Origin of the sequence: Aeromonas sp. FDAARGOS 1406 (assembly GCF_019048565.1) — a bacterium.
GTDB lineage: Bacteria > Pseudomonadota > Gammaproteobacteria > Enterobacterales > Aeromonadaceae > Aeromonas > Aeromonas caviae.
This window is the reverse complement of sequence record NZ_CP077378.1, coordinates 1,888,004-1,914,345: the sequence shown is the minus strand read 5'-3', so window position 1 is coordinate 1,914,345 and position 26,342 is coordinate 1,888,004. Positions and strand designations below refer to the sequence as shown.

Sequence of the window (26,342 nt, the reverse complement as noted above, 5' to 3'; positions counted from 1 at the left end):
TTGACTAATAAGAGCTTTGTCAAGATGTCAAAAGCCGGACTACGGATCTTGGTGGTAGAAGACGAAGCGGTTTTTCGCCACTCACTGGTATCTTATCTCGAGCACGACGGGGCCTGCGTCTTTCAGGCAGAAGACGGGATTGAGGGGCTCTCTGCCGCAGCGCTCTATCACCCCGATGTGGTGTTGTGTGATCTGAACATGCCGAACATGGATGGCCATGAGGTGATTGCCTGCCTCACCGCCCGCTATCCACAGGTGCCCGTCATCGTCATCTCCGGTCAGGATCAGATGGCTGCGATCGAGCGTGCGCTGCGGGCGGGGGCCAGGGACTTCTTCATCAAACCGGTGAATGACTATGAGCAGATCCGCCGCAGCATCGAGCAATGCCTGACAAACCTCGGGCATCAGAGCCAGCAACTGGAGCTGATGGAGCACATCGACTTCTTCCGTGGCCACGATCTGGCGAGCAGCCGGCTGCTCGCCTGGTTGGCCCCCCCTGGCATGCAGGAGTGGGGGCCCTGGCAGGTCACCTTTGCCGGCATGGGCAATCTCTTCATCCCGGATACCTTCAAACTGGACGACAAGCTGCTGGTACTGGTGATGGAATTGCCCATCCTCGGTGTGGATGCGGCCTTCTGTGGTGCCTTGGTGCGATCCCTGATGAACGGCCCCTATCGCCAATACCAGCAACAAGAGAGCCTGCTGTTGACCCAGCCACACCGATTGCTGGATTACCTCAATCTGCAACTGCTGGAGTCGGGCCTGCGTCACTCCTTTGCCATGGCGGCCCTGCTGTTCGATCAGGAGGATGGGCTGCTTTTTGCAAATGCCGGGCTCACCTCACCTCACTGGTTGATGCGTGCAGGGGGGTTGCCGCTCGGCTTGATGCGCAGCAGTCGCTACACGTTGCACAGGCGAAGTTGGCACGAGCCCTTTGATCTGCAGTTTCGCAGTGACAGCGGCAGCGCCCTGACGATGCAGGTTCGTCACCACTGACGCTGTGAAGTGAACACATGCAAACAGGGCGCCCATGGGCGCCCTGTTTGGTCTCTGCTGTCCTGACCGGTCAAACGGTCGCGGACTGCAGTTTCTGCTCTTGTTCTTCGGGCTCTTTGGCCGGGCCTTCGGCACCGTGCATCCAGTAGACCAGGCGGTTGGCCATGGTCAGCAGGATGAGGGCGCTGATCACGGCGGCCAGTGCGATGCCACCGAAGATGGCCATGGCACCGGACTCGCCGACGAAGGAGCCGATGAAGCCGGCGGCATAGTTGGCCAGGGCCACGAAACCGAACCAGGCACCCATCATCAGGGAGGCCAGGCGCAGCGGAGCCAGCTTGGTCACCATGGAGAGACCGATGGGAGAGAGGCAGAGCTCGCCCAGGGTATGGAACAGGTAGGCACCGACCAGCCAGAACATGGAGGTCTTGACAGCCTGATCACCACCTTGCTCCAGCACGGCACCGATCATGAACAGGAAGCCGACGGCCAGGAACAGCAGGCCCATGGCGAATTTCACCGGGGAGTTCGGCTCTTTCTTGCCGAGCTTGATCCAGATGGCGGCCACGACAGGGGCCAGGGTGATGATGAAGAAGGGGTTCAGGGACTGGAACCAGGCTGTCGGCACTTCGAAGCTGCCGATCATGCGGTCGGTATACTCCTGGGCATACAGGTTCATCAGACCACCGGCCTGCTCGAAGCCGGCCCAGAAGATGATGGTGAACAGGCCCAGTACCAGGATCACCTTGATGCGATCCACTTCCTGTTTGGTCAGGGGCGCTTTTTGCTCCTTGGAGCGTTGCAGGGCGGCACGCTGGGCGGCGGGCACACGGCCGATGTCGCCAAGGAAACGCTGGGCCATGGTGGCCTGCACAACCAGGGAGAGCAGCATGCCGATACCGGCGCTGACGAAGGCGGCTTGCCAGCCATAGGCGGTGGCGGCGGCGCCGCAGATCACGCCGGCCAGCAGGGAGCCCAGGTTGATGCCCATGTAGAAGATGGTGAAGGCGCCGTCACGACGGTGATCCCCTTCTTTATACAGGTCACCCACCATGGTGGAGATGTTCGGTTTGAACAGGCCGTTGCCCACGATCAGCAAGCCAAGGCCGGCATAGAAGACGGTGTTGACCATGTCAGGGAACATGGCGTGAGGCAGTGCCAGGGTAAACTGGCCGGCGGCCATCAGCACGGCACCGAACAGGATGGCACGGCGCTGGCCCAGGAAGGTATCGGCGAGCCAGCCGCCGATGACGGGGGTGATGTAGACCAGACCGGTATAGATGCCGTACAGCTTGAGGGCGTCGGCCTGGGTCCAGCCCATGCCACCGTTGGCGGTCAGGTCGGTCAGATAGAGGACGAGCACGGCACGCATGCCGTAATAGGAGAATCTCTCCCACAGTTCGGTACTAAAGAGCAAAAAAAGCCCTTTAGGGTGACCTAAAAAGGTCCCTTTGGACGGGTTATTCATTGGAACTTCCACCTGTGTCTTATATTTTTTTAGAAATTTTATGCAAGGGCTAGGAACAAGCCTTAATCCTTATAGAACAAGCGACTTTAAATTACAATATTATGATTTAGCGATATTTTATCTATCAATGGTTGAATATTTGTTTATAAAATGAAAAAGGGCATCGAATGATGCCCAGTTTTTTATTCTGCTTATCTTGTAAATATTCAGAGATTACAGCTCTTTGGCAAACTGCTTCAGCCAGCTGGTGAATTCTTTGCTGAGTTCCCGATGGCGCACGGCGTATTCCACATTGGCCTTCATATAACCGAGCTTGCTGCCGCAATCGTGGCTGCGTCCCTTCATGAAGTAGGCATTGACCTGCTCCTTTTCCATCAGCATGGCGATGGCATCGGTCAGCTGGATCTCGTCGCCGGCGCCGGCCGGGGTTTTTTCCAGCAAGGGCCAGATATTGGCCGAGAGCACATAGCGACCGACCACGGCCAGGTTGGACGGGGCTTCATCCCGGGGCGGCTTCTCGACGATGGCCTGCATCGGCAGGGACATGCCTTCGCTCAGGGCTTCCCCCTTGATGTCGGCGATGCCGTATTTGTCCACTTCGCTCTCGGGGACGGCTTCCACCATGATCTGGCTGATCTGCTCCTCTTCGAACAGATGCACCATCTCCGCCAGGTTGTCCTGCTTCAGATCGCTGGCCACCTCGTCGATGAGCACATCCGGCAGCAGAACGGCGAAGGGTTGATCCCCGATGAGGGGGCGGGCACACAGTACTGCATGGCCCAGGCCTTTTGCTTCCCCTTGACGCACGTGCATGATGGTGACGTCTTTGGGACAGATGTGCTGAACCTCTTCCAGCAGTTGGCGCTTGACCCGCTTCTCCAGGGTCGCCTCCAGCTCGAAGCTTTTGTCGAAGTGGTTCTCGATGGAGTTCTTGCTTGAATGGGTCACCAGGATGATCTCCTTGATGCCGGCGGCGATGGCTTCGCGCACCACATACTGGATCAGCGGCTTGTCGACCACGGGCAGCATCTCCTTGGGGATGGCCTTGGTGGCGGGCAGCATGCGGGTACCCAGACCGGCAACGGGGAGAACGGCCTTGCGAACAACGAGCGGTGTCTTTTTCATGGAGTGAGTCCGAAGATACAAAGTGGGCTCATGATACCCGAAGAAAAATAGGGCAGCCACAGGCTGCCCTCGGGATGATAGGGATTCAAACCGGTTACTTGACGATAATCATGTCCCGGTTTGCTTCCAGCGTGGCAGGTCCGATGCCACTGACGTCCGCCAGTTGATCGACGGAGGTGAACTTGCCCTGCTTCTCCCTGTGGTCGATGATGGCCTGTGCCTTCTTCTCGCCAATGCCTTTCAGGGCGGTGAGCTCGCTGGCACTGGCGGTATTGAGATTGATCTTGCCGCTTTCCTTGACTTGGGTGGTGGCCACAGGCTTGGTCGCCGCCTTGTCGGCGGCCAGCAGAGGTTGGCTCAACAGGGGGAGGCAGCCCAGCAGTAGTGCGGCGATCAGGGTCTTCTTGTTCATATCGTCATGTCCTTATGTGGCGTTAGTGCCACATTTATCATTAGCTGTGTTGCGCCACTTTTTGTCTGTCAGTTTTGACACTGTATAAGTCAGTGCAAACGGCTATAAGCCGAAGATACTCACTCGGTTACACTGACCAACCCTTTGAGCGAGAACTCTTTTCCATGTATCTACCCGCCATTTCCGAACTGGAGCCCATCGCCCGCGCCGCCGGTGAGGCCATCATGTCCATCTACAGCCAGCCCTTTGCGGTGGAGTACAAGCAGGACGAGAGCCCGCTGACGGCTGCGGACAAGGGGGCCCACGAGGTGATCGTTCAGGCGCTGGCGCGTCTCACTCCCGATATCCCGGTGTTGTCGGAAGAGTCCTCCCCCGAGGTGATGGCTGCGCGACTCGGCTGGTCCCGCTACTGGCTGGTGGATCCTTTGGATGGCACCAAGGAGTTTGTCTCCCGCAACGGCGAGTTCACGGTGAATATCGCCCTGATTGAACAGGGGACCCCGCGCTGGGGGCTGGTCTATGCCCCGGTACTGGACAAGCTCTGGTATGGGGGCAAGGGGATTGGCGCCTGGCGTGTGGCCGATGGCAGGCACGAGACCATCCAGACCCGTCCTCATGACGCAGGGCAAGTGTGGCGCGTGGTGGGCAGTCGCAATCACCTGTCGCAGGAAACCCTCGAGTATCTGGCCCGTTTTGGCGAACTGGAGCGGGGCGAGATTGAGTTGGTTTCCATGGGCAGCTCTCTCAAGTTTTGCATCATTGCCGAGGGGGAGGCCGAGCTTTACCCGCGGCTCGCGCCGACCTGCGAGTGGGATACGGGGGCTGCTCAGGCGGTACTGGAAGGGGCGGGGGGCAGCGTCACCCAGCTCGATGGTTCGCCGCTTTGCTACAACAAGCCCGATATCCTCAATCCCTGGTTTGTGGCCAGGGCATGAGTCACCATCGGATACGAAAAGGCCGGACAGTGTCCGGCCTTTTTCTTGTCAGCCTCGATGGGCTCAGAAGACTTTCTTGAACGGTTTGATGGTCACTCTGGCGTAGACCCCTGCCGCAACATAGGGGTCCGCATCGGCCCAGGCCTGGGCGTCGGCCTGACTGGCAAAGTCGGCGATTACGGTGCTGCCGGTGAAGCCCGCATCGGCCGGATCCTCGGCATCGATGGCCGGGTTGGGGCCGGCCGTCAGCAGGCGGCCCTCATCCTGCAAGGCTTGCAGGCGGGCCAGGTGGGCAGGGCGTGCCAGCTTGCGCTGGGGCAGGCTGCCCGCGACATCTTCGGAGTAGATCAGATACCACATGGAACAATCCCTTTCTGGTTGCGGTTATTTTTTCTGTTCTGCGTTCTGCTCGGCCGGCATGTGGCGATAGAGATAGACGCCGCTGAGCAGGGTGAAGACCAGGGTCATGCCCAGCAGGCCGAACACCTTGAAGTTGACCCACATCTCCTGGGAGAGGTTGAAGGCCACGTAGAGGTTGAGCAGACCGCACAGGGTGAAGAAGCCGACCCAGCCGAGATTGACGTTGTCCCAGACCCGGTCGGGGGCTTGGAGCTCCTTGGCCAGCATCTGCTTGATGAGGTTCTTGCCAAAGCCATAGCGGCCGATGAGCAGGGCGAGGGCAAAGAGCATGTTGATGACGGTCACCTTCCACTTGATGAAGGCATCGTCGTGGAAGAAGACGGTGAGGCCGCCGAAGAAACCGACCAGCACGAAGGTGAACAACTGCATCTTCTCGACCCGGCGATAGCGAAGCCAGCTGTACAGGAGTTGCAGGCCGGTGACGACCACCAGGGCGCCAGTGGCGGTGTAGATGTCGTAAAACTTGTAGACCGCGAAGAAGACGATCAGGGGGATGAACTCGATAAACTGCTTCATGCTGGGCTCTAACCTCAAAATTTCACTCAGTGTACCTGCCCGTCAGACAACGGCAAATGAATAAGACCGTCCATTCTGCAGGCAGTTCCTTACCGGGGCGGCGGGTTACTCGAACAGCTGGCTGGCAATCTGGTTGCCAAGGCGCACCTGATCGTCCAGCAATGCGCGTATGTCTGCTTCCTCGATGAGGGGGTTGAGCAGGACGGCGCGCAGCAGCGTGAGCGGTTGCTCGCCATAGCGGGACACTGCGCGCTGGGTGCGTGAGACGAAGCTGTGCCCTTCGGCGCGCTGGGCTTTTTGCAGGGCGACGTTGAAGAGATTGATCTGTTCGTTGGCCGCCACATCGGGCACCTGACCTTGCAGGTGGGGCGGAATGCACCGGTAGGAGAGCAGGTTCATGACAGGTGCCGACATCAGCTCGAAGGCGGGACTGGCGTCGATGAGCGCGGCCATTCGCCGCGCCCTGTCGTAGTTGGCGTCGATGAGTTGGGCATAACCCTGCTGTCCCAGCATCTGGAAGGCGGCATCCAGATAGAGCGCGTTGGCGGGACGGGTCCCCTCCAGAGTGAAGCGCCCCTGATCGAAGGAGGTGGCGCGGATGGCGTAGGGAGCCTCGCGCTTCACTGTCATCATCAGGTCCGGTTGGCGGCAGAGCAGCATGCCGGTACCGAGCGGGACCAGCAACTGCTTGTGACCGTCAAGGGTGACGGTATCGGCGTGCTCTATCCCCGTAAGCAATCCCTGATAGCGGGGCGAGAAGAGGGTCGGACCACCCCAGGCCGCGTCCACGTGGAAGTGGATTTGCTCGCGCCGGGCGATGGCGGCCAGTTCCGGCAGCGGGTCGACGGAGCCAAAATCCGTGCTGCCAGCCACGCCGACCAGCGCCAGCACCTTGAGCTTCTGCTCCCTGCATTGTTGAAGGGCCTGTTCCAGTGCCGCCAGACTGAGCCGGTTGTGCTCGTCTGTGTCGAGACGCCAGACGCTGCGAGCCCCGAGTCCCAGCAGATCCATCCCCTTGTCGAAGGAGTAGTGCATCAGCCGCGATCCCAGAATGACGGCGCCGCGATAGCCCTGCTCGGCGAGGGCGAACAGGTTGTCGCCACAGGCCCGGTTGCGAGCCAGCCAGAGGGCGGTGACGTTGGCGATGGTACCGCCACTGGTCATGACGCCGAGGGCTGCATCCTTGGCATGCATCTGGGCTGCATAGAAGGCGTCGTCCTCGCGGTAGACCAGACGGTGCAGCTTGGCCAGCACTTCCCGCTCCAGAAAACTCAGCAAACGGGAGGACTCCATCTTCATCGGGTTCTGGTTGAGCATCACCAAGAGCCGGGAGAGCTCGGCGGTGAAGGCCGGCAGCGGTGCCGTCATGTGTCCCATGTAGCGGGGAGAGGTGAGGTGCGATGCCCCGGGTACCAGGGTGGTGAGCCGTGCCAGATAGTCCCGGGGAGAGATGCCGATGGCGGGCATGCACGACTGATCGAGCTGGTGGGTGAAGCTGCCCCGCTGATAGGGGGCCTGACTGTCGTCGGAATGATGGAAATGCTCCAGCAGGGCCGTCATGGCCTTGCCGAAATCAGGATCCGGTTGTGTAAACAGTTCAGTGAGCTTCATCGGGTTCTCCAGACCAGATTGTCGGGCAGACGCGGCCATCCGCATGGGCGGCGTCGGCGGCAGAGCATACACCAAAGGGGCGGGGGGCACAGCCATCTCTGGCCCTCCCTCTCCTCGCGCCTTTATTTTCAGCTAACACTTGTAGCCTGAAAAATCGGCCGCTAGAGTGGGCCGGTAATGGGTTGGAGGTAATGATGGATGTGACGGGGTACTCCCCACGGGAAGAGTGGGCGAATCGCCTCAGCCATGGGCTGGGGCTGCTGCTGGGCGGACTGGGACTGGTCTTGCTGCTGCACAAGGGGTGGGATCAGGGGCCCAGGGTACTGCTGAGCTACGGCGTCTACGGTGCCAGCCTGGTATTGCTCTATCTCGCCTCGACGCTCTATCACAGCGTGAGCTCGGTGGCGGCCAGACGCTGGAGCAAGCTGTTCGATCACTGCGCCATCTATCTGCTGATCGCCGGCACTTATACCCCCTTCCTGCTGGTGGCGCTCGATACGCCGCTGGCGCAAGGACTGATGGTGGTGATCTGGGGGCTGGCCCTGGCGGGGGTCGTGTTCAAGCTGATCTTCATCAATCGTTTCAAGAAGGTGTCGCTATTTACCTATCTGATGCTGGGCTGGCTGTCGCTGGTGGTCATCTACCAGCTCTATCTGCATCTGGATGGTACCGGGCTCCTGCTGCTGGGGCTGGGTGGTCTCATCTACAGCCTGGGAGTGATCTTCTATGTGGCCAAGCGCATTCCCTACAACCACGCCATCTGGCACCTGTTTGTGCTGGGTGGCAGTCTGTGTCACTTCATGGCCATTTATGGCTATATCTGATGGCTAACCCTTAATTGGTATTTTTGTGCTCATGAAAGCCTGAATTCGTGCGGCACCCCACAGTTGCCCCCTTCGTTTGCTGACAAGCTAGTGCCAGTTCAGTTTGGAAAGGATGCAAACGATGAGTGAGATCGCGCTTTCCATCAGCATGCTGTCGCTGGTGGCAGTGCTGGGGCTCTGGCTGGGAAACTGGCGAGTCTATGGCGTGGGTTTGGGTATTGGCGGGGTGCTGTTCGGCGGCATCATAGTGGGCCACTTCGCCGGCTTGTCCGGGTTGAAGCTGGATGAGCAAACACTTCATTTTATTCAGGAATTCGGCCTGATCCTGTTCGTCTACACCATAGGCATCCAGGTCGGTCCCGGCTTCTTCTCTTCTTTGCGCAGTTCGGGCCTCAAGCTCAATGGCTTCGCGGCCCTGCTGGTTCTGCTCGGCTGCCTGGTGGCGGCAGCGTTGCACCAGCTGTTCGATGTACCGCTGCCGGTGATCCTCGGGGTCTTTTCCGGGGCCGTGACCAATACCCCGTCCCTGGGGGCTGGCCAGCAGATCCTGGCGGAGCTCGGGGCGGCTCCTGGCTCCACCGGCCTGATGGGGATGGGCTATGCGGTGGCCTACCCGTTCGGGATCTGCGGCATCCTGCTCACCATGTGGCTCATCAGGATGTTCTTCCACATCAAGATCGAGGAGGAGGCGGTCGCTTTCGAGCAGCAGGCTGGCAAGACCAAGGAGAGTCTGCAAACCATCAACATTGCCGTGCGCAATCCCAATATGCATGGCCTGATGCTCCGCGAGATCCCGAGTCTGGACGAGGCGGACGTCATCTGTTCCCGCCTCAAGCGTGGCGACGAGCTGATGGTGCCAAAGCCCGACTCGCGCATCGAACTTGGCGACCTGCTGCACCTGGTGGGGGAGCGCCATGCCCTGCACAAGGTGCTGCTGGTGCTTGGAGAGGAGGTAGACACCTCCCTCTCCACCCGAGGGACCGATCTGCGGGTCGAGCGGGTGGTGGTCACCAATGAGCAGGTGCTCGGCAAACGGATCCGCGATCTCGACATCAAGCAGAAATACGATGTGGTCATCTCGCGCCTGAATCGGGCCGGCATCGAGCTGGTGCCGACCAGTCAGACCAGTTTGCAGTTCGGTGACATCCTGAACCTGGTGGGGCGGCTCGATGCCATCGAGGCGGTCACCAGCGTGGTGGGCAACGTGCAGCAGAAACTGCAGCAGGTGCAGATGCTGCCCGTCTTCATCGGTATCGGGTTGGGGGTATTGCTCGGATCCATTCCCTTCTACCTGCCGGGATTCCCGGCGGCGCTCAAGCTGGGGCTGGCAGGGGGACCGCTGGTGGTGGCGCTCATCCTGTCTCGTATCGGCAGCATCGGTAAGCTCTACTGGTTCATGCCGCCGAGCGCCAACCTGGCGCTGCGGGAAATAGGCATAGTGCTCTTCCTGGCGGTGGTGGGGTTCAAGTCCGGGGCCGGCTTCATCGACACCCTGATCAACGGCGACGGTCCCGCATGGATGATGTACGGTGTGGCAATCACCCTCATCCCGCTGCTGCTGGTGGGTGTGCTGGCACGCCATTATGGCAAGCTCAACTACCTCACGCTGTGCGGTCTGCTGGCCGGCTCGATGACGGATCCTCCCGCTCTGGCATTTGCCAACGGCATGCACCCCACCAGTGGTGCCAGCGCACTCTCTTACGCGACCGTCTACCCCCTGGTGATGTTCCTGCGGATCATCTCGCCCCAACTGCTGGCCATCCTGCTCTGGGCCGGTGTCTGACACCTCACGGACGGGAGCCGATGAGGCTCCCGTCTTCGTTTTGTCACAATTTATGCTATTGATTTAATTAATTTTATTCATCTTCGGCGTCCCTTCGTTTTCACCCCGAAACCCGGCTTCATTTCGGTCTGTTCATTCGATTTTTCTCACTGGTTTATGGCCTGATAAACGGGCACATTGGAGGCTGGAGCAATATGCCCTTCGATATTTCAGGAGAAACCATGAGCAATCAGCGCATCGTATTGGATCAGGATGTCGTCGTTACCCACTTGCAAGGCAAAATGTATCTGGTCGCCGCCGACGGGAGCCAGAGACTCGTTGCAGAAGGCGATGTACTGCCCAAGGATGCGGTATTGCTTGCGCCCGAAGGGGCCAGCTTCCAGGGAGGAGAGACCACGTTCACCCTGGGTTCCGGCGAGCGCCCCGAACAGGGTGACGCCGTGCTGGCGAACGCGGGTACGCCCGATGACATCGCCGCCTTGCAGCAAGCGATTCTGGACGGGACCGACCCCACCAAGGCATTCGAGGCGTCGGCGGCGGGCGGAGCCCCGGCCGCAGGCAATGCGGGGGGCGTGGCTGGTGCCAGCGGCAACGGCGGTTTCGTCACTATCGATCGTACCGGTGATGCAACCATCTCCAGCGCAGGCTTTGACAGTGCGAACCCGGCTGGCGCGGCGCCGCTGGTGGATGCGCAAAGCAGCGAGGATGAGCTGGTCGACCTCACCGCTCCCGTCATCACCGTCTCTGCCCCCGACAACACCAACGATCGGACGCCGACCCTGACCGGTACCACGGATGCCCCTGCTGGCAGCACGGTGACCCTGGTGGTGACCGATGCCAACGGCAATCAGCAGACCCTGACCGCGACGGTACAACCGGATGGCAGCTTCAGCGTGGATGTCACCACACCGCTGGCCGAAGGGGACTATCAGGTGACGGCTTCCGTGACCGATCCGGCCGGCAACACCGGCACCGCGACCGATGATGGCAGCGTGGACAGTACCGCGCCCTCGGCGCCACAAGTCGAAATCCAGGACGGCGCGGACAATGTCATCTCCGCCAACGAGCGCGAAAACGGGATGGATGTCATCATCCGGCTGCCGGGCGATGCCAAGGCTGGCGATCGTCTCGATGTGGACTGGAATGGTGATGGCGTGCCTGACTCCAGCAGAATTCTGACGACTGACGACATCGGCCGTACCCAGGTCACCCTTACCATTCCCACTACGGATCTGCCAGTCAACGGCCCCATCACTGTGGATGCTACCCTGACCGACCCTGCGGGAAACACCTCGCCCAAGGGGACCGACAACAGCGTGGTGAATGCCGCGCCTCTGCCGGGGGACGACCAGTTCACCGTGGCGGAGGATGGCACCGTCACCATCAATGTGCTTGGCAACGACACGGATGTGGATGGTGATCGCCTCACTATTACCGCCATCAACGGCCAGACCATTGCCGAAGGCGGCTCGGTAGCGATCAGCAATGGCTCCGTCACCCTGAGCAATGGCCAGCTGATCTTTACGCCGGCCCCGGATTTCAATGGCAACATCGTGTTTGAATACACCATCACCGATGGCCTAAACAGCGCCACAGGTGGGGTGACGGGGACTGTTACGCCTGTCAACGATGCGGCTGTCATTACCGGCACCGACACCGGTGGCGTGGTGGAAGACGAAACCAACCCGATCCTGACCGAGACCGGCACTCTGAGCGTGACCGATCTGGACGGGGCCGATGAAGCCAAGTTCCTGGCCGGCAACGGCACCCCGAGTGCCGGCGCACTGGGCAGCCTTGCCATCGCCGAGGGCGGCGCCTGGACCTACCAGGTCGACAACAGCAAGGTGCAGTACCTGGGCGAGGGGGAGACCAAGGTCGAGACCTTCACCGTGCAGTCTGTGGATGGCACCGAGCACACCGTCACCATCACCATCACCGGCGTGAACGATGCGGCGGTCATTACCGGCAGCGACACCGGCAGCGTGACCGAAGACGAGAGCACCCCGACCCTGACCGAGACCGGCACCCTGAGCGTGACCGATCTGGACGGGGCCGATGAAGCCAAGTTCCTGGCCGGCAACGGCACCCCGAGTGCCGGCGCACTGGGCAGCCTTGCCATCGCCGAGGGCGGCGCCTGGACCTACCAGGTCGACAACAGCAAGGTGCAGTACCTGGGCGAGGGGGAGACCAAGGTCGAGACCTTCACCGTGCAGTCTGTGGATGGCACCGAGCACACCGTCACCATCACCATCACCGGCGTGAACGATGCGGCGGTCATTACCGGCAGCGACACCGGCAGCGTGACCGAAGACGAGAGCACCCCGACCCTGACCGAGACCGGCACCCTGAGCGTGACCGATCTGGACGGCGCCGATGAAGCCAAGTTCCTGGCCGGCAACGGCACCCCGAGTGCCGGCGCACTGGGCAGCCTCGCCATCACCGAGGGCGGCGCCTGGACCTACCAGGTCGACAACAGCAAGGTGCAGTACCTGGGCGAGGGGGAGACCAAGGTCGAGACCTTCACCGTGCAGTCTGTGGATGGCACCGAGCACACCGTCACCATCACCATCACCGGCGTGAACGATGCGGCGGTCATTACCGGCAGCGACACCGGCAGCGTGACCGAAGACGAGAGCACCCCGACCCTGACCGAGACCGGCACCCTGAGCGTGACCGATCTGGACGGCGCCGATGAGGCCAAGTTCCTGGCCGGCAACGGCACCCCGAGTGCCGGCGCACTGGGCAGCCTCGCCATCGCCGAGGGCGGCGCCTGGACCTACCAGGTCGACAACAGCAAGGTGCAGTACCTGGGCGAGGGGGAGACCAAGGTCGAGACCTTCACCGTGCAGTCTGTGGATGGCACCAGCCATACCGTCTCGGTCACCATTATCGGCACCAACGATGCGCCTACACTGAGCATCGACAAGGGGGCCGTGGTCTCCGAAGAGGGGCTTGCCGGCGGCATTGCCGATACGTCAGGCAGCAGTGATACCACTGACCGCGTGGCTGCAAGCGGCAAGATCACGGTCGGCGACGTCGATAGCCAGGATAGTCTGACCATCAGCCTGAATGGGCCGGCGGGTCTGACTTCCGGGGGGGCTACGGTGCAGTGGAGCTGGAATGCTGCCACCAAGGTGCTGACCGGGTATACCGGCACACCGGGTGGTACCGACTACAAGACTGTCATGGACGTGAAGCTGACCGCGCCGGTTGGTGGCAGCAAGGGTGAGTGGAGCTACGATGTGACCCTCAAGGCCCCGGTTGACCATCAGAATCCAGATAATGAGGATGTAAAAGACATCAAGATTGGTGTGACCGTATCGGATGGCAAGACAAGTGCCTCTAGTGACCTGCTCATCTCGGTCGAGGACGACTCGCCGGTGGCAGGCGACATGGATGCCGTGGCCGTGACCAGAACGAATATCCCTGACACCCTGACTGGTCTGTTCGATCTGACCAAATACAGCGGCAATCAGGCCACCCTGAATGCGAACGGCTTCAGCATCACGGCGATGGGCTTCACTTCGGCAACCGACTCGACGCTGATTGCGGCGAGCGTCAATGGCTCCAGCTCGGGCTTGGGAGTGGCCAGCAGTGAGGCGCCTTACCACAACCTCGCCAATGAAATTGACTTCCGTCACTTTGCTGATGGCTACTCCGTCTCCGAGCGACTGATTGTCACGCTGGATGCGGGCAAGGTTGCCTACGGCGCCAACATCAAGTTCAGCAAGATGTTTGGCGGCGAGCTGGAGAGCGGGGTCGTGGAGTTCTACCGAGACAACGCATTGATTTCCACACTTTCATTCAGATCGGATGCAGCGGGCGGAGAGTTCAACCAGAACTTCCAGGTGCAGCAGGGTGGCTTCGATACCATGGTGATCAAGGCGACCAACAACGGCAACACCAATATCTCCGACAACAGCGACTTCACCGTACAGAGCATCGAGTTCCTCGGTGCCAACACGGCGCAGGCCATCGCCTATGGTTCGGGTACGGTTGCACCGCAATGGGGGGCTGATGACAAGGGGCATATAGCGCTTTTGGGATCCAATGAAGTGGGTTTGATGACAGCTACTGGTAAAGAGATCTCAATTTCCAGCAAAGCAGGTCTACCCAATACCCTGTATGGCGAAGCCAGTGACGGCACTTTGGTGTTCAGGTTGGAGTTCACCCCGACCACCGGTAAGTGGGAGTTCTTCCAGTACCAGAACATGTCCAAACCCCTGGGAGATGGCGACATCGACTTCCAGATCCGGGTGGTGGATGGTGACGGTGACGCCAGCATTGGCTCCTTTGCCACCAAGCCTCTCTTCACGCCGCTGGTTCAGGGTGTCTCCAGCGAGAGCGTGACTGAAGGGGGCAACCTGTTGCACAAGGTCACCTTGTCCGATGCGACCCAGGAAGCGACCGAATACGATTTCGCCATTCGCGGATCGGGCAACAACCCCGCCTCCAACCAGGACTGGGGCAATGCCCAGTTCAGCAACGGCGTGACCTACAACAGCACCACCGGCAAGATCACCGTGCCGGCGGGCGTGACAGACTTCACGGTGACCATCCCGACGGTGAACGATCGTCTGGTCGAGACGAACGAGACCCTCTCGGTGACCATCGGTGGTCAGAGCGGGACCGGTACCATAGTGGACAATGATCGGGCGCCGATGGCGGCTGGCGGCCACAGCGTCGGTGCCGAAGATCAGCCCCAGGTGCTGACCTGGTCCCAGTTTGGTGCCAGCGATGATCAGGCTGCGAGCGATCTCAGCGTGAAGATCGGCACCCTGCCTCTCAGTGGCAAGCTCGAGTATCTCAATGCCGCGGGTCAGTGGGTGACCGTCTCGAGCGGTGCCCTTATCTCTTATGCCGAGGTGAACGCAGGTCATCTGCGCTTCGTGCCAGGTCTGAACGAATCGAGCACCCATGCCGCCAACGGCAACGGCGCCGTGGTCGGCAACATGAAGGGCGACTATGCCAGCATCGGCTATCAGATAAGCGACGGTGCCAACCTAAGCAACGGCAGCAAGCTGGTGATCGATGTGGCGGCGGTGGCCGACAAGCCCACGGTCAACGTCACCCTGATGGGGAATGGCATGCCGTCTTACAGCCAGAGCTTCCCGAGCGCGGGGATCTCCACGGGCCAGTTCCAGTCCGGCAACTTCGACAAGGGGGCCCTCGGGATCACCAAGACCCTGACCGATAGCACTTCTAGTAAGGACTCCGTGGTGGGCGGTGATGGCAACGACTACATCGTGAGCCAGAAGGGGGGCGGCGACCACTTCGTCGGTGGCAACGGCAATGACGTGCTGGTCGGTGGCAACTCAGTGTCGGGCGATACCCTCGACGGCGGCGTTGGAAATGACATTCTGGTCGCTGGGTTGGGTGGCGATACTCTCTATGGCGGTGCTGGTGATAAAGATATCGCTGTACTGTCCGGCAACCGTGCCGACTACGCCATCACAAAGGGCAGCGGATACTCGATCAATGATCGCTGGTTCAACTTCTCGGTCACGGAGAAGGGGGTCGGTATCACCAAGGCGCTGCACGACGTGGAGTATGTCCAGTTCGCCGACGGTGTCTACCAGATCAATCAGGATACGGGCGTGCTGACCCTGGTGCAGCCGGTGGTGGTCGATTATCCGCTGGAGGTGAGTGCCTCCCTGAGCGATCGGGATGGTAGCGAGCAGTTCGACAGCCTGGTGCTGAGCGGCATGCCGCAAAACACCCTGCTCTACAACGGCAACCAGCGGCTGGGCACCGCTGGAGCCGACGGCAAGATCACCCTCACCGCCAGCAGCGGTCTGTGGAGTGCGAGCGCGCTGGATGTGAAGCTGAGCGGGCTGACCCTGCGAGTCCCCGGTAACAGTGCCGGCCAGGTCGATCTCAAGGTTGAGGCTATCGCCAAGGAGGTGGGGACCGATCAGACCAGCTCCGCCACCGACGATGACAGCATCCGCCTGAGCTACTTCAATGCCACCGAAGGTGAACCTGGCGATCAGAACCGGACCTATGGCAGTGAACACAATATCGTGGTGGGGGATCTGGACGGCAGCGTGGTGTTGCCCGGCCAGAACTACAACCTTGCCTTTATGGTCGACAGCTCCGGCAGTATCGGCAGCGATGCCATGAAGACGATAAAGACCCAGCTGGATAAGATTTTCTCCAGCCTCAAGACCAGTGCGGGTAGCGAGGGTGCCGGTACTGTCAACATCATGCTGGTTGACTTCGATACCCTGTCGAACGCCAGCATCAGTGTGAATCTAAAAGACAGCAATGCCCTGAGCCAGCTGCAGTCGGTAATCAACTCCATGAGCAGTGGGGGCGGTACCAACTACGAGGATGCGTTCAAGACGGTGGCCAACTGGTTCAGCAGCTCGACCGTTCAAAGCAACACCAATGCGAAGAACCTAACCTACTTCATCACCGATGGTAAGCCGACCTATTATCTCGGTAGTGAAGGTTCTAATCCGAGGGTGTTGAATTACTGGGGTAGCAGCTATGACGTCTATCTCAACGACGTTATCGGCAGTACATATGTTCCCGGACGCGTCTATAGCGCTGATGGATATACCATTATTGATAGCGCTGGCAATGTGTATGTTAATGGCCGATATAACAACCCGGTCGGCTATATGCGCCCGGATGGTAAGGGTAGGTACACCTACTCGACTCTGGACGGCGATGGTGACTATACCTCCAGCACGACTATCAGCAACTCGGTGGCAGGCTTTGCCTTGCTTACCGCCATGGGGATTTCGGTAGAGGCTATCGGTCTGGGTGCCAACATCTCCTACGAAGACCTCAAGTCCTATGACTCGGACGGCGTCATCATGACCGGTGTCAATGCCAGCGATCTGGCCAATGCCATCCTGGGAACGCCGATCAACAACCTGCCTGGCAGCGACCGGATCGATGGCGGGGCCGGTGACGACATCCTGTTTGGCGACGCGGTACGCTTCACCGGCATCAGCGGGGAAGGGTATGCGGCCATCAAGCAGTATGTGAGCGGCAAGCTGGGGGCAGGGTCGGTGACCGATGCCCAGGTGCACGCCTACATCACGGATCATGCCAGCGAGTTCGATCAGTCGTCGACCAATGACAAGGGTGACACCCTCCTCGGCGGTGATGGCAATGACATCCTGTTCGGTCAGGGGGGAGATGACTTCCTGTACGGCGGTGCCGGCAACGACACCCTGTTCGGTGGTAGCGGCCACGATCGCCTCTATGGGGAGAGCGGCAACGATCGCCTCTATGGTGGCAGTGGCAACGACACCCTCTATGGCGGTACCGGCAACGACATATTGAGCGGCGGGCTGGGCAACGACATCCTGATCGGGGGGGCCGGCAACGACATCCTCATGGGGGATGCAGGTGCCGATACCTTCACCTGGCTGAAGGGGGATACCGAGGCTGGCAAGGTGGCCAAGGACTACATCGTCGATTTCAGCAAGTCGGAAGGGGACAAGCTGGATCTGAGCGACTTGCTCGACAGCGATGGCAGCAAGAGCGAGAGCTCCCTGAAGAGCCTGCTCTCGGTGTTCCAGGACAGCGAAGGGGTGCATCTGCAAGTCAAGGAGAGCAGTGCGGCGCCGGTGACCCAGGAGATAGTGCTGATGAACCACACCTTCGACTCCCTGACGGGGGGCTCGGGGACCACGGCGAACCAGGTGATCGATTACATGTTAAATCCGAACAATCACATGCTGGATATCGACAAGTAATCCGGCCAGGGGATCAGAAAGCGGCAGAGCAATCTGCCGCTTTTTTTTGGTTCATCGCGGCTTTCCGGGGAAGGCCGCCTTGATTTTCAGAAAAAAGTATTCTGAGTCCCTAAATCCATATGCCATACGCTTTATCACTTTGATCTTGTTGTTCACCCCTTCCAGCACACTCGTGTGCATCGGGTAGTTTGCACTCGCCAGGATCCCCCGCATATATTTCGATAAATTTCGACCAAATCGTTGCAGCGGCGCTAGCCCGCTTTCCTTCACCTGCCGCATCCAGCTCCGCCATCGTTGCCATCCTTCCCACACGCTCGGCGCATACCAGATGCCCTTCAACGCCTCTTTCAGCACGTACACCATCGCCAGCGGTTGATTCGCCGCCAACAGCTCCTGCAACGTCACATCCTGTTTTTCACTCAGCTTCGCCCGATTACGTAGCAGCAACCAACGCGCACTTTTGACCACTTTTCGCGCCGGTTTATCGCTTTTCAGTGCATTCGCCTGCTCCACTCGCACCCGGTCCACCACCTCTCGGCCATAGCGAGCCACCACGTGGAACAGGTCGTAGACCACCTCCGCCTGCGGGCAGTGTTGCTTCACCTCCAGGTCGAACGCCGTGTTCATGTCCATCGCCACCGCCTCAATCTGCTGGCATCGCTCGCCGAGCTGCTCGAAGAAGGGACGGATAGCGGCCCGGCTGTTGCCGTGCCCCACCCACAGGACGCGGGTTCGCTCGGCATCCATGATCACGGTGGCATAGCGGTGTCCCTTGTGCAGGGCAAACTCATCCATCACCAGCCGCCGCACCTCCCCAAGTTCGATGGTGCCCACACTGGTCTGCAAACGGCGCTTGTCGATCTCCTTGATGGTGTGCCAACCGACCCCGGTGAGCTGGCTGACATGGCGGATGGGGAGGTACTGAACGAGCGCTTCAATCCAGCACTGCATGCGCCGGGTGAGGCGGGAGCCAGAGGGGAGCCAGTCGATATGTTCACTGACGCGACCACAGCGCAGACAGTCGACGCGGCGAACAGGCAGTTGTAACCAGACTTGTCGGTCAAATAGGTCTCGCTCACGCACCCGGCGGATACGTTGGTCGTGGATCAATGGCGTGGGTTGCAGGCATCGGCGACAACGGGGCAAGAAGTCGGCGCGAGGCTCAAGGGTAAACAGGGTGTGATGGTTGGCAGAAAGCGCTTGGGCGATGACGGTATAACCTGGCCAGAAGGAGGCAATATCAATATGATGCACGGCGACAGCAGGGTGATGGTGGTGGTGTGTTTGGAGACAGCCAGTTTACCAGCACCCTGTCTGTCAACTTCCACTTCCCCAAGATCCCGCGAAGAACCTTTTTTTTAGGTTCATCGCGGCTTTCCGGGGAAGGCCGCCTTGATTTTCAGAAAAAAGTATTCTGAGTCCCTAAATCCATATGCCATGCGCTTTATCACTTTGATCTTGTTGTTCACCCCTTCCAGCACACTCGTGTGCATCGGGTAGTTTGCACTCGCCAGGATCCCCCGCATATATTTCGATAAATTTCGACCAAATCGTTGCAGCGGCGCTAGCCCGCTTTCCTTCACCTGCCGCATCCAGCTCCGCCATCGTCGCCATCCTTCCCACACGCTCGGCGCATACCAGATGCCCTTCAACGCCTCTTTCAGCACGTACACCATCGCCAGCGGTTGATTCGCCGCCAACAGCTCCTGCAACTTCACATCCTGTTTTTCACTCAGCTTCGCCCGATTACGTAGCAGCAACCAACGCGCACTTTTGACCACTTTTCGCGCCGGTTTATCGCTTTTCAGTGCATTCGCCTGCTCCACTCGCACCCGGTCCACCACCTCTCGGCCATAGCGAGCCACCACGTGGAACAGGTCGTAGACCACCTCCGCCTGCGGGCAGTGTTGCTTCACCTCCAGGTCGAACGCCGTGTTCATGTCCATCGCCACCGCCTCAATCTGCTGGCATCGCTCGCCGAGCTGCTCGAAGAAGGGACGGATAGCGGCCCGACTGTTGCCGTGCCCCACCCACAGGACGCGGGTTCGCTCGGCATCCATGATCACGGTGGCATAGCGGTGTCCCTTGTGCAGGGCAAACTCATCCATCACCAGCCGCCGCACCTCCCCAAGTTCGATGGTGCCCACACTAGTCTGCAAACGGCGCTTGTCGATCTCCTTGATGGTGTGCCAACCGACCCCGGTGAGCTGGCTGACATGGCGGATGGGGAGGTACTGAACGAGCGCTTCAATCCAGCACTGCATGCGCCGGGTGAGGCGGGAGCCAGAGGGGAGCCAGTCGATATGTTCACTGACGCGACCACAGCGCAGACAGTCGACGCGGCGAACAGGCAGTTGTAACCAGACTTGTCGGTCAAATAGGTCTCGCTCACGCACCCGGCGGATACGTTGGTCGTGGATCAATGGCGTGGGTTGCAGGCATCGGCGACAACGGGGCAAGAAGTCGGCGCGAGGCTCAAGGGTAAACAGGGTGTGATGGTTGGCAGAAAGCGCTTGGGCGATGACGGTATAACCTGGCCAGAAGGAGGTAATATCAATATGATGCACGGCGACAGCAGGGTGATGGTGGTGGTGTGTTTGGCGACAACCAGTTTACCAGCACCCTGTCTGTCAACTTCCACTTTCCCAGGATCCCGCGAAGAACCTTTTTTTATGCGCGTCCTCCGCGTCTGGGGAGGAACTGTAAGAGGAAAGGGAACCCGGGAGCCGGGTAAAGCGAGGGCGCCAGCTCGAAGGAGAGGCGCCCCAGCGATCCTGTGACAGACATGGCTCAGCGGTCAGGCACTGACCCTGGCGAGGCGGGAGCCGCGCTGGAAGCAGTTGGCCAGCAGCAGCAAGGTGGTGACACCGACGGTGCCGAGCACCAGCCAGGGCAACCAGGGTTGCCCCTGGGCCATGGCGTAGTCGTGCAGGGCACCGCCCCCCACGTAACCCGTCATGCCCCCGAGCGCCAGCCCCAGTCGGCTGAAGCCCATGTAGCTGCCCCGCGCCCCCGGTTGTGCCAGCTTGGTCATCAGGGTTTCCCGCGCCGGCTCGGCGATGACGATGCCGAGATAGAAGCAGGCGAGCAGCAGGAAGACGGCGGGCAAGGTGGTGGCAAAGGCCACCAGCCCGATCCCCGTGGTCATCAGCAGCACCCCCGCCATCAGGCGGTTCTCCAGCTTGAAGTGGCGCTCGCCGAACCGGGCAAGGGGGTAGAGCAGGGCCAGGGAGATGGCCGTCTCCAGGGTATACATCCAGCCCACCGCCGTGGTGCTGCCTGCCATCTGTTTGACCAGGATGGGGAAGATCAGCATGACCTGCACCCAGAGCGCGTAGTAACCGCTTAAGATCAGCACCAGTCGGCAGAAGGCCTTGTCCGCCAGCACCTGGCCGAGGCCGTCCCGGATCGGCGTCGGACGCACCGAAAGCTTGTAAGGGGGCAGGATCAGCAGGTTGCACAGGGCGGCGCAGACGAACAGGCCGGCACCCAGCAGGCAGACATATTCAAAATCGAAGTTGAGCAGCCAGCTGCCGAGCAGGGCTCCCACCACGGCGCCGGCGCTCTCCAGCATCATCAGCAGGGAGATGTAGCGACCCCGCTCCCGTGGCCGGGTGAACTTGATCACCAGGGCGGCGCGGGGGGGATCGAACAGGCAGCCACCCAGCCCCGAGATGATGCAGGAGAGGATCAGCTCCAATCCGCTCTGGGCATAGGCCAGGCTGGCAAACCCCAGCGCCCGCAGCAGCATGCCGTAGACGATGAGGGGGCGCGCCCCGAACTTGTCGGCGAGGGAGCCGCCAAAGACCCCCAGCCCTTGCTGGGTAAGCTGACGCAGCCCCAGTGCCAGTCCGACCACACCGGCGGCCCAGCCCAGTTGGTCGACGAAGCGCAGGCTGATCATGGGCATCACCACGAAAAAGCCCAGGATCACCAGCAGGGAATCCAATGCCAAGAACCACCGCCCCAACCGCCTCGCCCGATCCACCATGACCCTGATACCTCTGTTTGCTTCGCTGATATTGTTGTCTTTCTTGCCCGAACGGCGCCGTCACCAAACAGAGCCAAGGAGGGTGACAACTCCCTGGCTCGGTGGCGTTCAGCCGGTTCATGACGATTGATGCTGCTATTCTGGTGGGGCTCCAGATATAGTGGTAGCCGACAACTGGCTATATTTCATATTGGATTTGGTTATGGCTATGACCCTCGACGATTTGCAACTGCTGCTGGATGTGGCCAACCGTGGCAGCTTCAGCAAGGTGGCCGCCATTCGCGGCTGGTCACAACCCATGGTGAGCCAGCGCATTGCCGTGCTGGAGCAGGAGCTGGGCCAGTCCCTGTTCCGTCGCCATCGTCGGGGGGCCACCCCGACCCCGGCCTGCGAGCAGTTTCTGCCTGCCGCGACTGCGGCCCTGAGCGCACTGGAAGGGGGGCGGTTGGCGATGCAGGGGGCGCCTGCATTGCCGCGGATCCGGCTCTCCTGCCTCCCCTCCCTGACCACGGCGGTGTTCGGCCCCCTGCTGCTGGCCCTGGTGGACGAGACCTTCGAGATCCGCTGCAACACGGATCACTCTGGCATCATCATGCAGGAGTTGCTGACCGGCGAGACCGACGTGGGCTTCATTCTCAAGTGCCCTGCCATCGCGGGCATCCAGCTCGAACTGCTTTACCGTTCCCCGATCATCGCTGTGGCCTGCGCCACCCACCCGCTGGCCGGGCGGCAGGGGCTGACCCTGCAGGACATCGCCAACGAGCGGCTGGCCCCCCAGCAGTGGGGGACGGGCTGCGACGAGCTGATCCTGCAGTTGCGCCTGCTGCGCCAGGTGGCGAGCCCGCTGCACGCCATCCAGCCAGCGAGTGCGGCGCGGGAGCTGGCGCTGGAGCACGGCTTCATCACCCTGATGCCGGCGCTCGCCATCACCCGGGATCTGGAGTTCGGTCGCCTGGTGAAGCTGGACGTGGTGGATCTGCCACCGGATCACTGGGACGTGATGATGGCCTGGCGCAGCGGCAAGCGCCCCAATCCCGCCAAAGAGCGGGTGCTGGAGGCGGCCCGTACCCTTGCCCGGCGCTGGTCGGGCAAGCGGACATAAAAAAGCGCCGGACCAGGCCGGCGCTCTTCGCTTATTCCCCTTGATGCCCGCTCAGACTCAGTAGCTGGCCTTGAGGGTGACGCCGGAGAAGGCGCTGAACCCGCTCAGCTGCACGTGCCAGGTCCCCGCCTTGGGGGCGTTCAGAGTACAGGTTTCGGCATTGCCGCTCTTGTAGGGGCGGCAGTCATAGCTGCTGGCGGTCGGCGCGCTGCCGAACTTTACGTAGAGATCCGCATCCCCGCTACCGCCGCTGCTGGTCACCACCAGCTGGCTTCTGCCGGCGGGCACCTCGACGGTGAAGTTCAGCTTGCCCCCCTTGGCGGCGGTGAGATTGCTCACCGGTACCCCGTTTTGCAGCACGCTGCCCGGTTGGGGCGTGGTGCCGCCGCAGGTGGCATTGACCCCGACGGCGGTGAAGGCGGCTGCCACGTCGCTCACGCTGTAGCCGAGATCCGTGGCGGCCTTGGTCACCCCGCACGCCCCCTGATCGAAGGTGGTGTTGGGGCCCCAGTAGAGGCGGTTGGCCAGCACGAACACCTCGAACGCCTTGCGGGTTTGCCAGCCGCTGGTGTTGGCCAGCAGGTAGAAGGCGCGGTTGTAGACCCCGGAACTGTGGTGTACGTCGATGCCGTCATAGTAATCGCTGGCGTGGCCGATGGACTTGCCGTCCCGGGCCGGGTCCTCGAAGTAGCGCAAGGAGCCGTTGCCCTTGAAGATCTGGGCCCCCACCAGCCAGTCGTTGCTGCCCTTCATGTAGTATTCGGCCGCTTCCCCCGCCATGTCGGAGAAGGCCTCGTTGATGCCGCCGGACTGACCGGAGTAGACCAGTCCTGAGTTCTGCTCGGTGAAGCCATGGCTCACCTCGTGGGCCGCCACATCCAGGCTTACCAGTGGATAGAAGGTGGTGGCCCCGTCGCCGAAGGTCATCTGGCTGCCGTCCCAGAAGGCGTTCTCGTAGTTGCGGCTGTAGTGCACTCGCATCTTGAGCTTGAAGCTCAGCGGCGCCGTGTTGTACCAGTTGCGGTACATGTCGAACACCACGTTGCCGAAGTAGTGGGCATCGTTGAGAGGAGAGTAGGCACCGTTGATCTCCTTGACCGTGTTCTCCGGGCAGGTGAACTGGTGGATGGTGCCCCCCGTGGTGCCGTGATTCATGTTGAGGGTGTCCACATTGGTCCCCGTCATGCGGCAGTTGTCATCCACCTGAAGGGGGCCAAAGTCGGCGCCGTAGAAATACTTGCCGGTCTTGACGTTGCCCCCCTGGCCGGTGGCGTCCTTGTGGTTGATCCCCTCCCAGCGTTTGAGCTCGCTGCCGGTCTGGGCGTCGATCATCACGAAGGGGCGGCTCGGTTCCTTGCTGGCGGCGAGCCAGGAGACCAGATAGACCAGTCTGGCCTGGTCGGTCTCATCCTGCATCACGAACAGCTTGACCTGTTCGTTGCTCCCCTTGGCACCGCTGCGAGCCTGGCGTGCGGCGTCGCTGGCGGAGAGGGCAACGGCCGGGCCCGTCAGGTCGGCATCGATCTTGCGCAGCATGGTGCCGGACACCTGATTGACCTGGCCCCCCAGCGCCTGATCGGCCACCAGGACCTGGCCCCACACTGGAATCCCCTGCCAGGTCTGCTCATAGCGTATCCGCTGCTGGCCATTGGGCAGCGTTACCGCCCGCACCTTGCGAAACTCGCCATCCCCGGCGCCAAGGGCGCCAATCTTGGCGGCGCCGCTCACCGCACCGGCCAGATCGGAGACCTGGTTCACTTCCACCTGTTCTGCCGCCATGGCGGCGCTTCCCCAGCAGGCCAGCATGACGGCCAAATAGACTTTGTTCATCTCGTCTTTCCTTAGTCGATGAAGATTACACGCCGGGTCCGTTGCCCGGCGCTCTTACACTAGTGGGAAGGGGGAAAATAACGGCCTGTCATTTGTCACAGGGCAGCGAAAACAGGTAGCACGATTCACTTTTACAGCGCCAATCATCCACGAATACTGGTAATGGCAGCATGTTGAACCGCTGTGAGGGGTGATTGATGACTTTGGGATCAAGGTGCCCGCATGGGGATCGCCATATGGGGGTTGCCAGCGGGGAAGCCGGTTGAAAAGTCCTTGGCAAACAAGGGATTGATTGACTACATTGGCTCCCATGACGGCAGATGGCCGGAGTGGAACCGGGGAGGAGTGGCGATGTTTTCATGGCAACTGGATGACGAGCTGGCGCTCCTGTTCCTGCAACCCGACATGGCCAGCGAGCTGTTTCGCCTCTGTCAGCGCAACCGCGACTACCTCTCCCAGTGGCTGCCCTGGGTGCCCCACATCCAGCAGCCCGCCGACAGCGCCACCTTCATTCGCCACGCCATCGAGAAGTTTGCCCGGGGGGAGGGGCTGACCACGGCCATCGAGTATCAGGGGGAGGTGGTCGGCGTCATCGGTTACAACCAGATCGATCAGGATCTCGGCAAGGTGACCATCGGCTACTGGCTGGCGGAGCGCTGGCAGGGGCACGGCATCATCACCCGGGCCTGCCAGGCCCTGATCCATCACGCCTTCGAGGAGATGGGGATGGAGAAGGTGGAGATCAGCGCCGCCCTCGAGAACGAGACGAGCCGGGCCGTGTGCGAGCGGCTGGGAATGACCCAGGAGGGGATCACCCGGCGGGCGGAGCGGCTGGCGGACAGGGTGGTGGATCACGTGCACTACGGCCTGCTGCGGGACGAGTGGCTGAGGCTGAGGGATCTCTGATGACCCTTCTGTCCGCTTCCAACCTCCTGAGGGCGAGATGACGACGCTGCCCCACATTGTCACCCCCCGCACCCGGCTGACCGTGCTGACCCCGGAGCGGGCCTGCCTGATGGTGGATTTCTATCTGCGCAATCGCGCCCATCTGTCCCCCTGGGAGCCCAGGCGGGAGGAGAGCTTCTACACCCTCGCCCACTGGCAGACCCGCTTGCGCGACGGTTACGGCCACTATTTCGAGGGCAGTGCCGTGCAACTGGTGGCGCTCGATCCCAGGGGGGAGCGGGTGATCGCCACCTGCAATTTCACGAACATTGTGATGGGCATGTTCAAGGCGTGCCACCTGGGCTATGCCATCGACAAGGAGCACGAGGGGCAGGGCCTGATGCAGGAGGTGGTGGCCGCCGGCATCGATCACCTATTCCGGGAGCGGGGCCTGCATCGCATCATGGCCAGCTACATGCCCGCGAACCTGCGAAGTGGCGCGCTCCTCGAACGGCTGGGGTTCGAGCAGGAGGGGTACGCTCGGGACTATCTGATGATCAACGGCCGCTGGGAGGACCACGTCCTCACCGCGTTCATCAACCCCGCTGGCTAGCAGAGCCGTTGTCGAAAGGGAGGCTGGCGGGTGACCGCCATCGCTTTTTCACTGCAAGATCGCACTATCTGTACGCCTCTCATACCCCTGGGGATAAAAGCGTGTAAAATTGCGCC

The 26,342-nt window shown here is 60.9% G+C and carries 18 protein-coding genes; 8 read left to right on the top strand and 10 right to left on the bottom strand.

Annotated elements, in window-relative coordinates; genetic code table 11:
• Positions 1–24 precede the first annotated feature (24 nt).
• A complete protein-coding gene (locus I6L36_RS08925; protein ID WP_029314797.1) occupies positions 25–996 on the top strand; it encodes a response regulator in 972 nt (323 codons plus the stop codon).
• Positions 997–1,066: 70 nt separating this feature from the next.
• On the opposite strand, the gene I6L36_RS08920 is transcribed toward I6L36_RS08925, so the two are convergent.
• From I6L36_RS08920 to I6L36_RS08910, 3 genes are all read right to left on the bottom strand, one after another.
• Positions 1,067–2,464: a peptide MFS transporter gene (locus tag I6L36_RS08920; protein WP_052815577.1), complete on the bottom strand. Its 1,398-nt coding sequence runs from the start codon at positions 2,462–2,464 to the stop codon at positions 1,067–1,069.
• A 213-nt stretch (positions 2,465–2,677) separates the two neighbouring features.
• The gene (gene galU / locus I6L36_RS08915) at positions 2,678–3,589 is read right to left on the bottom strand and encodes a UTP--glucose-1-phosphate uridylyltransferase GalU (protein WP_010675542.1); all 912 of its coding nucleotides are present in this window, start codon (positions 3,587–3,589) and stop codon (positions 2,678–2,680) included.
• Positions 3,590–3,683: 94 nt separating this feature from the next.
• The gene (locus I6L36_RS08910) at positions 3,684–4,001 is read right to left on the bottom strand and encodes a ComEA family DNA-binding protein (RefSeq protein WP_043156043.1); all 318 of its coding nucleotides are present in this window, start codon (positions 3,999–4,001) and stop codon (positions 3,684–3,686) included.
• A gap of 164 nt (positions 4,002–4,165) precedes the next feature.
• Between I6L36_RS08910 and cysQ the strand changes: the two genes are divergently transcribed.
• A complete protein-coding gene (gene cysQ, locus I6L36_RS08905) occupies positions 4,166–4,936 on the top strand; it encodes a 3'(2'),5'-bisphosphate nucleotidase CysQ (RefSeq protein WP_039041322.1) in 771 nt (256 codons plus the stop codon).
• 63 nt (positions 4,937–4,999) lie between these two features.
• Here the strand turns inward: cysQ and I6L36_RS08900 are convergent, their stop codons facing one another.
• From I6L36_RS08900 to I6L36_RS08890, 3 genes are all read right to left on the bottom strand, one after another.
• Complete coding sequence (locus I6L36_RS08900) at positions 5,000–5,296, bottom strand: YciI family protein (RefSeq protein WP_010675539.1); 297 nt, start codon at positions 5,294–5,296, stop codon at positions 5,000–5,002.
• 24 nt (positions 5,297–5,320) lie between these two features.
• A complete protein-coding gene (locus tag I6L36_RS08895) occupies positions 5,321–5,872 on the bottom strand; it encodes a septation protein A (RefSeq protein WP_039041321.1) in 552 nt (183 codons plus the stop codon).
• A 105-nt stretch (positions 5,873–5,977) separates the two neighbouring features.
• Positions 5,978–7,483 (bottom strand): aminotransferase class V-fold PLP-dependent enzyme, encoded by a 1,506-nt coding sequence (locus tag I6L36_RS08890; RefSeq protein WP_043156041.1) that lies wholly within the window; start codon positions 7,481–7,483, stop codon positions 5,978–5,980.
• Between the two features lie 191 nt (positions 7,484–7,674).
• Between I6L36_RS08890 and I6L36_RS08885 the strand changes: the two genes are divergently transcribed.
• From I6L36_RS08885 to I6L36_RS08875, 3 genes are all read left to right on the top strand, one after another.
• Complete coding sequence (locus I6L36_RS08885; protein ID WP_039041319.1) at positions 7,675–8,307, top strand: hemolysin III family protein; 633 nt, start codon at positions 7,675–7,677, stop codon at positions 8,305–8,307.
• 121 nt (positions 8,308–8,428) lie between these two features.
• Positions 8,429–10,090 carry a putative transporter gene (locus I6L36_RS08880; protein ID WP_109112330.1) on the top strand — a complete coding sequence of 554 codons (1,662 nt, stop codon included), beginning with the start codon at positions 8,429–8,431 and terminating at the stop codon, positions 10,088–10,090.
• A 221-nt stretch (positions 10,091–10,311) separates the two neighbouring features.
• Positions 10,312–17,805 carry a retention module-containing protein gene (locus I6L36_RS08875; protein WP_216987105.1) on the top strand — a complete coding sequence of 2,498 codons (7,494 nt, stop codon included), beginning with the start codon at positions 10,312–10,314 and terminating at the stop codon, positions 17,803–17,805.
• Between the two features lie 51 nt (positions 17,806–17,856).
• Here I6L36_RS08875 and I6L36_RS08870 read toward each other — a convergent pair whose 3' ends face one another.
• The 3 genes from I6L36_RS08870 to mdtH all read right to left on the bottom strand — a co-directional run bounded on the left by I6L36_RS08870 (position 17,857) and on the right by mdtH (position 21,796).
• Positions 17,857–19,059: an ISL3-like element ISAeme19 family transposase gene (locus tag I6L36_RS08870; RefSeq protein WP_216987104.1), complete on the bottom strand. Its 1,203-nt coding sequence runs from the start codon at positions 19,057–19,059 to the stop codon at positions 17,857–17,859.
• A gap of 110 nt (positions 19,060–19,169) precedes the next feature.
• Positions 19,170–20,372, bottom strand: coding sequence for an ISL3-like element ISAeme19 family transposase (locus tag I6L36_RS08865; RefSeq protein WP_080988673.1), 1,203 nt, complete (start codon positions 20,370–20,372; stop codon positions 19,170–19,172).
• A gap of 230 nt (positions 20,373–20,602) precedes the next feature.
• Positions 20,603–21,796 carry a multidrug efflux MFS transporter MdtH gene (mdtH, locus tag I6L36_RS08860; protein WP_109112754.1) on the bottom strand — a complete coding sequence of 398 codons (1,194 nt, stop codon included), beginning with the start codon at positions 21,794–21,796 and terminating at the stop codon, positions 20,603–20,605.
• Between the two features lie 202 nt (positions 21,797–21,998).
• Here mdtH and I6L36_RS08855 point away from each other — a divergent pair, with 202 nt between their 5' ends.
• Positions 21,999–22,898 carry a LysR family transcriptional regulator gene (locus I6L36_RS08855; RefSeq protein ID WP_029314793.1) on the top strand — a complete coding sequence of 300 codons (900 nt, stop codon included), beginning with the start codon at positions 21,999–22,001 and terminating at the stop codon, positions 22,896–22,898.
• Positions 22,899–22,955: 57 nt separating this feature from the next.
• On the opposite strand, the gene I6L36_RS08850 is transcribed toward I6L36_RS08855, so the two are convergent.
• Entirely contained in the window at positions 22,956–24,728 is a 1,773-nt protein-coding gene (locus tag I6L36_RS08850; protein WP_109112753.1) for a M4 family metallopeptidase, read from the bottom strand.
• 351 nt (positions 24,729–25,079) lie between these two features.
• Between I6L36_RS08850 and I6L36_RS08845 the strand changes: the two genes are divergently transcribed.
• Together I6L36_RS08845 and I6L36_RS08840 are read left to right on the top strand one after the other, a co-directional pair.
• Positions 25,080–25,634 carry a GNAT family N-acetyltransferase gene (locus I6L36_RS08845; protein WP_109112752.1) on the top strand — a complete coding sequence of 185 codons (555 nt, stop codon included), beginning with the start codon at positions 25,080–25,082 and terminating at the stop codon, positions 25,632–25,634.
• A gap of 37 nt (positions 25,635–25,671) precedes the next feature.
• Entirely contained in the window at positions 25,672–26,226 is a 555-nt protein-coding gene (locus I6L36_RS08840) for a GNAT family N-acetyltransferase (protein ID WP_109112751.1), read from the top strand.
• The last annotated feature ends 116 nt before the right edge of the window (positions 26,227–26,342 follow it).

Excerpts from the sequence above, each read along its gene's own strand:
- I6L36_RS08925 (WP_029314797.1), top strand. The coding sequence starts at position 25 with ATGTCAAAAGCCGGACTACGGATCTTGGTGGTAGAAGACGAAGCGGTT.
- I6L36_RS08920 (WP_052815577.1), bottom strand. The coding sequence starts at position 2,464 with ATGAATAACCCGTCCAAAGGGACCTTTTTAGGTCACCCTAAAGGGCTT.
- galU (WP_010675542.1), bottom strand. The coding sequence starts at position 3,589 with ATGAAAAAGACACCGCTCGTTGTTCGCAAGGCCGTTCTCCCCGTTGCC.
- I6L36_RS08910 (WP_043156043.1), bottom strand. The coding sequence starts at position 4,001 with ATGAACAAGAAGACCCTGATCGCCGCACTACTGCTGGGCTGCCTCCCC.
- cysQ (WP_039041322.1), top strand. The coding sequence starts at position 4,166 with ATGTATCTACCCGCCATTTCCGAACTGGAGCCCATCGCCCGCGCCGCC.
- I6L36_RS08900 (WP_010675539.1), bottom strand. The coding sequence starts at position 5,296 with ATGTGGTATCTGATCTACTCCGAAGATGTCGCGGGCAGCCTGCCCCAG.
- I6L36_RS08895 (WP_039041321.1), bottom strand. The coding sequence starts at position 5,872 with ATGAAGCAGTTTATCGAGTTCATCCCCCTGATCGTCTTCTTCGCGGTC.
- I6L36_RS08890 (WP_043156041.1), bottom strand. The coding sequence starts at position 7,483 with ATGAAGCTCACTGAACTGTTTACACAACCGGATCCTGATTTCGGCAAG.
- I6L36_RS08885 (WP_039041319.1), top strand. The coding sequence starts at position 7,675 with ATGATGGATGTGACGGGGTACTCCCCACGGGAAGAGTGGGCGAATCGC.
- I6L36_RS08880 (WP_109112330.1), top strand. The coding sequence starts at position 8,429 with ATGAGTGAGATCGCGCTTTCCATCAGCATGCTGTCGCTGGTGGCAGTG.
- I6L36_RS08875 (WP_216987105.1), top strand. The coding sequence starts at position 10,312 with ATGAGCAATCAGCGCATCGTATTGGATCAGGATGTCGTCGTTACCCAC.
- mdtH (WP_109112754.1), bottom strand. The coding sequence starts at position 21,796 with ATGGTGGATCGGGCGAGGCGGTTGGGGCGGTGGTTCTTGGCATTGGAT.
- I6L36_RS08855 (WP_029314793.1), top strand. The coding sequence starts at position 21,999 with ATGGCTATGACCCTCGACGATTTGCAACTGCTGCTGGATGTGGCCAAC.
- I6L36_RS08850 (WP_109112753.1), bottom strand. The coding sequence starts at position 24,728 with ATGAACAAAGTCTATTTGGCCGTCATGCTGGCCTGCTGGGGAAGCGCC.
- I6L36_RS08845 (WP_109112752.1), top strand. The coding sequence starts at position 25,080 with ATGTTTTCATGGCAACTGGATGACGAGCTGGCGCTCCTGTTCCTGCAA.
- I6L36_RS08840 (WP_109112751.1), top strand. The coding sequence starts at position 25,672 with ATGACGACGCTGCCCCACATTGTCACCCCCCGCACCCGGCTGACCGTG.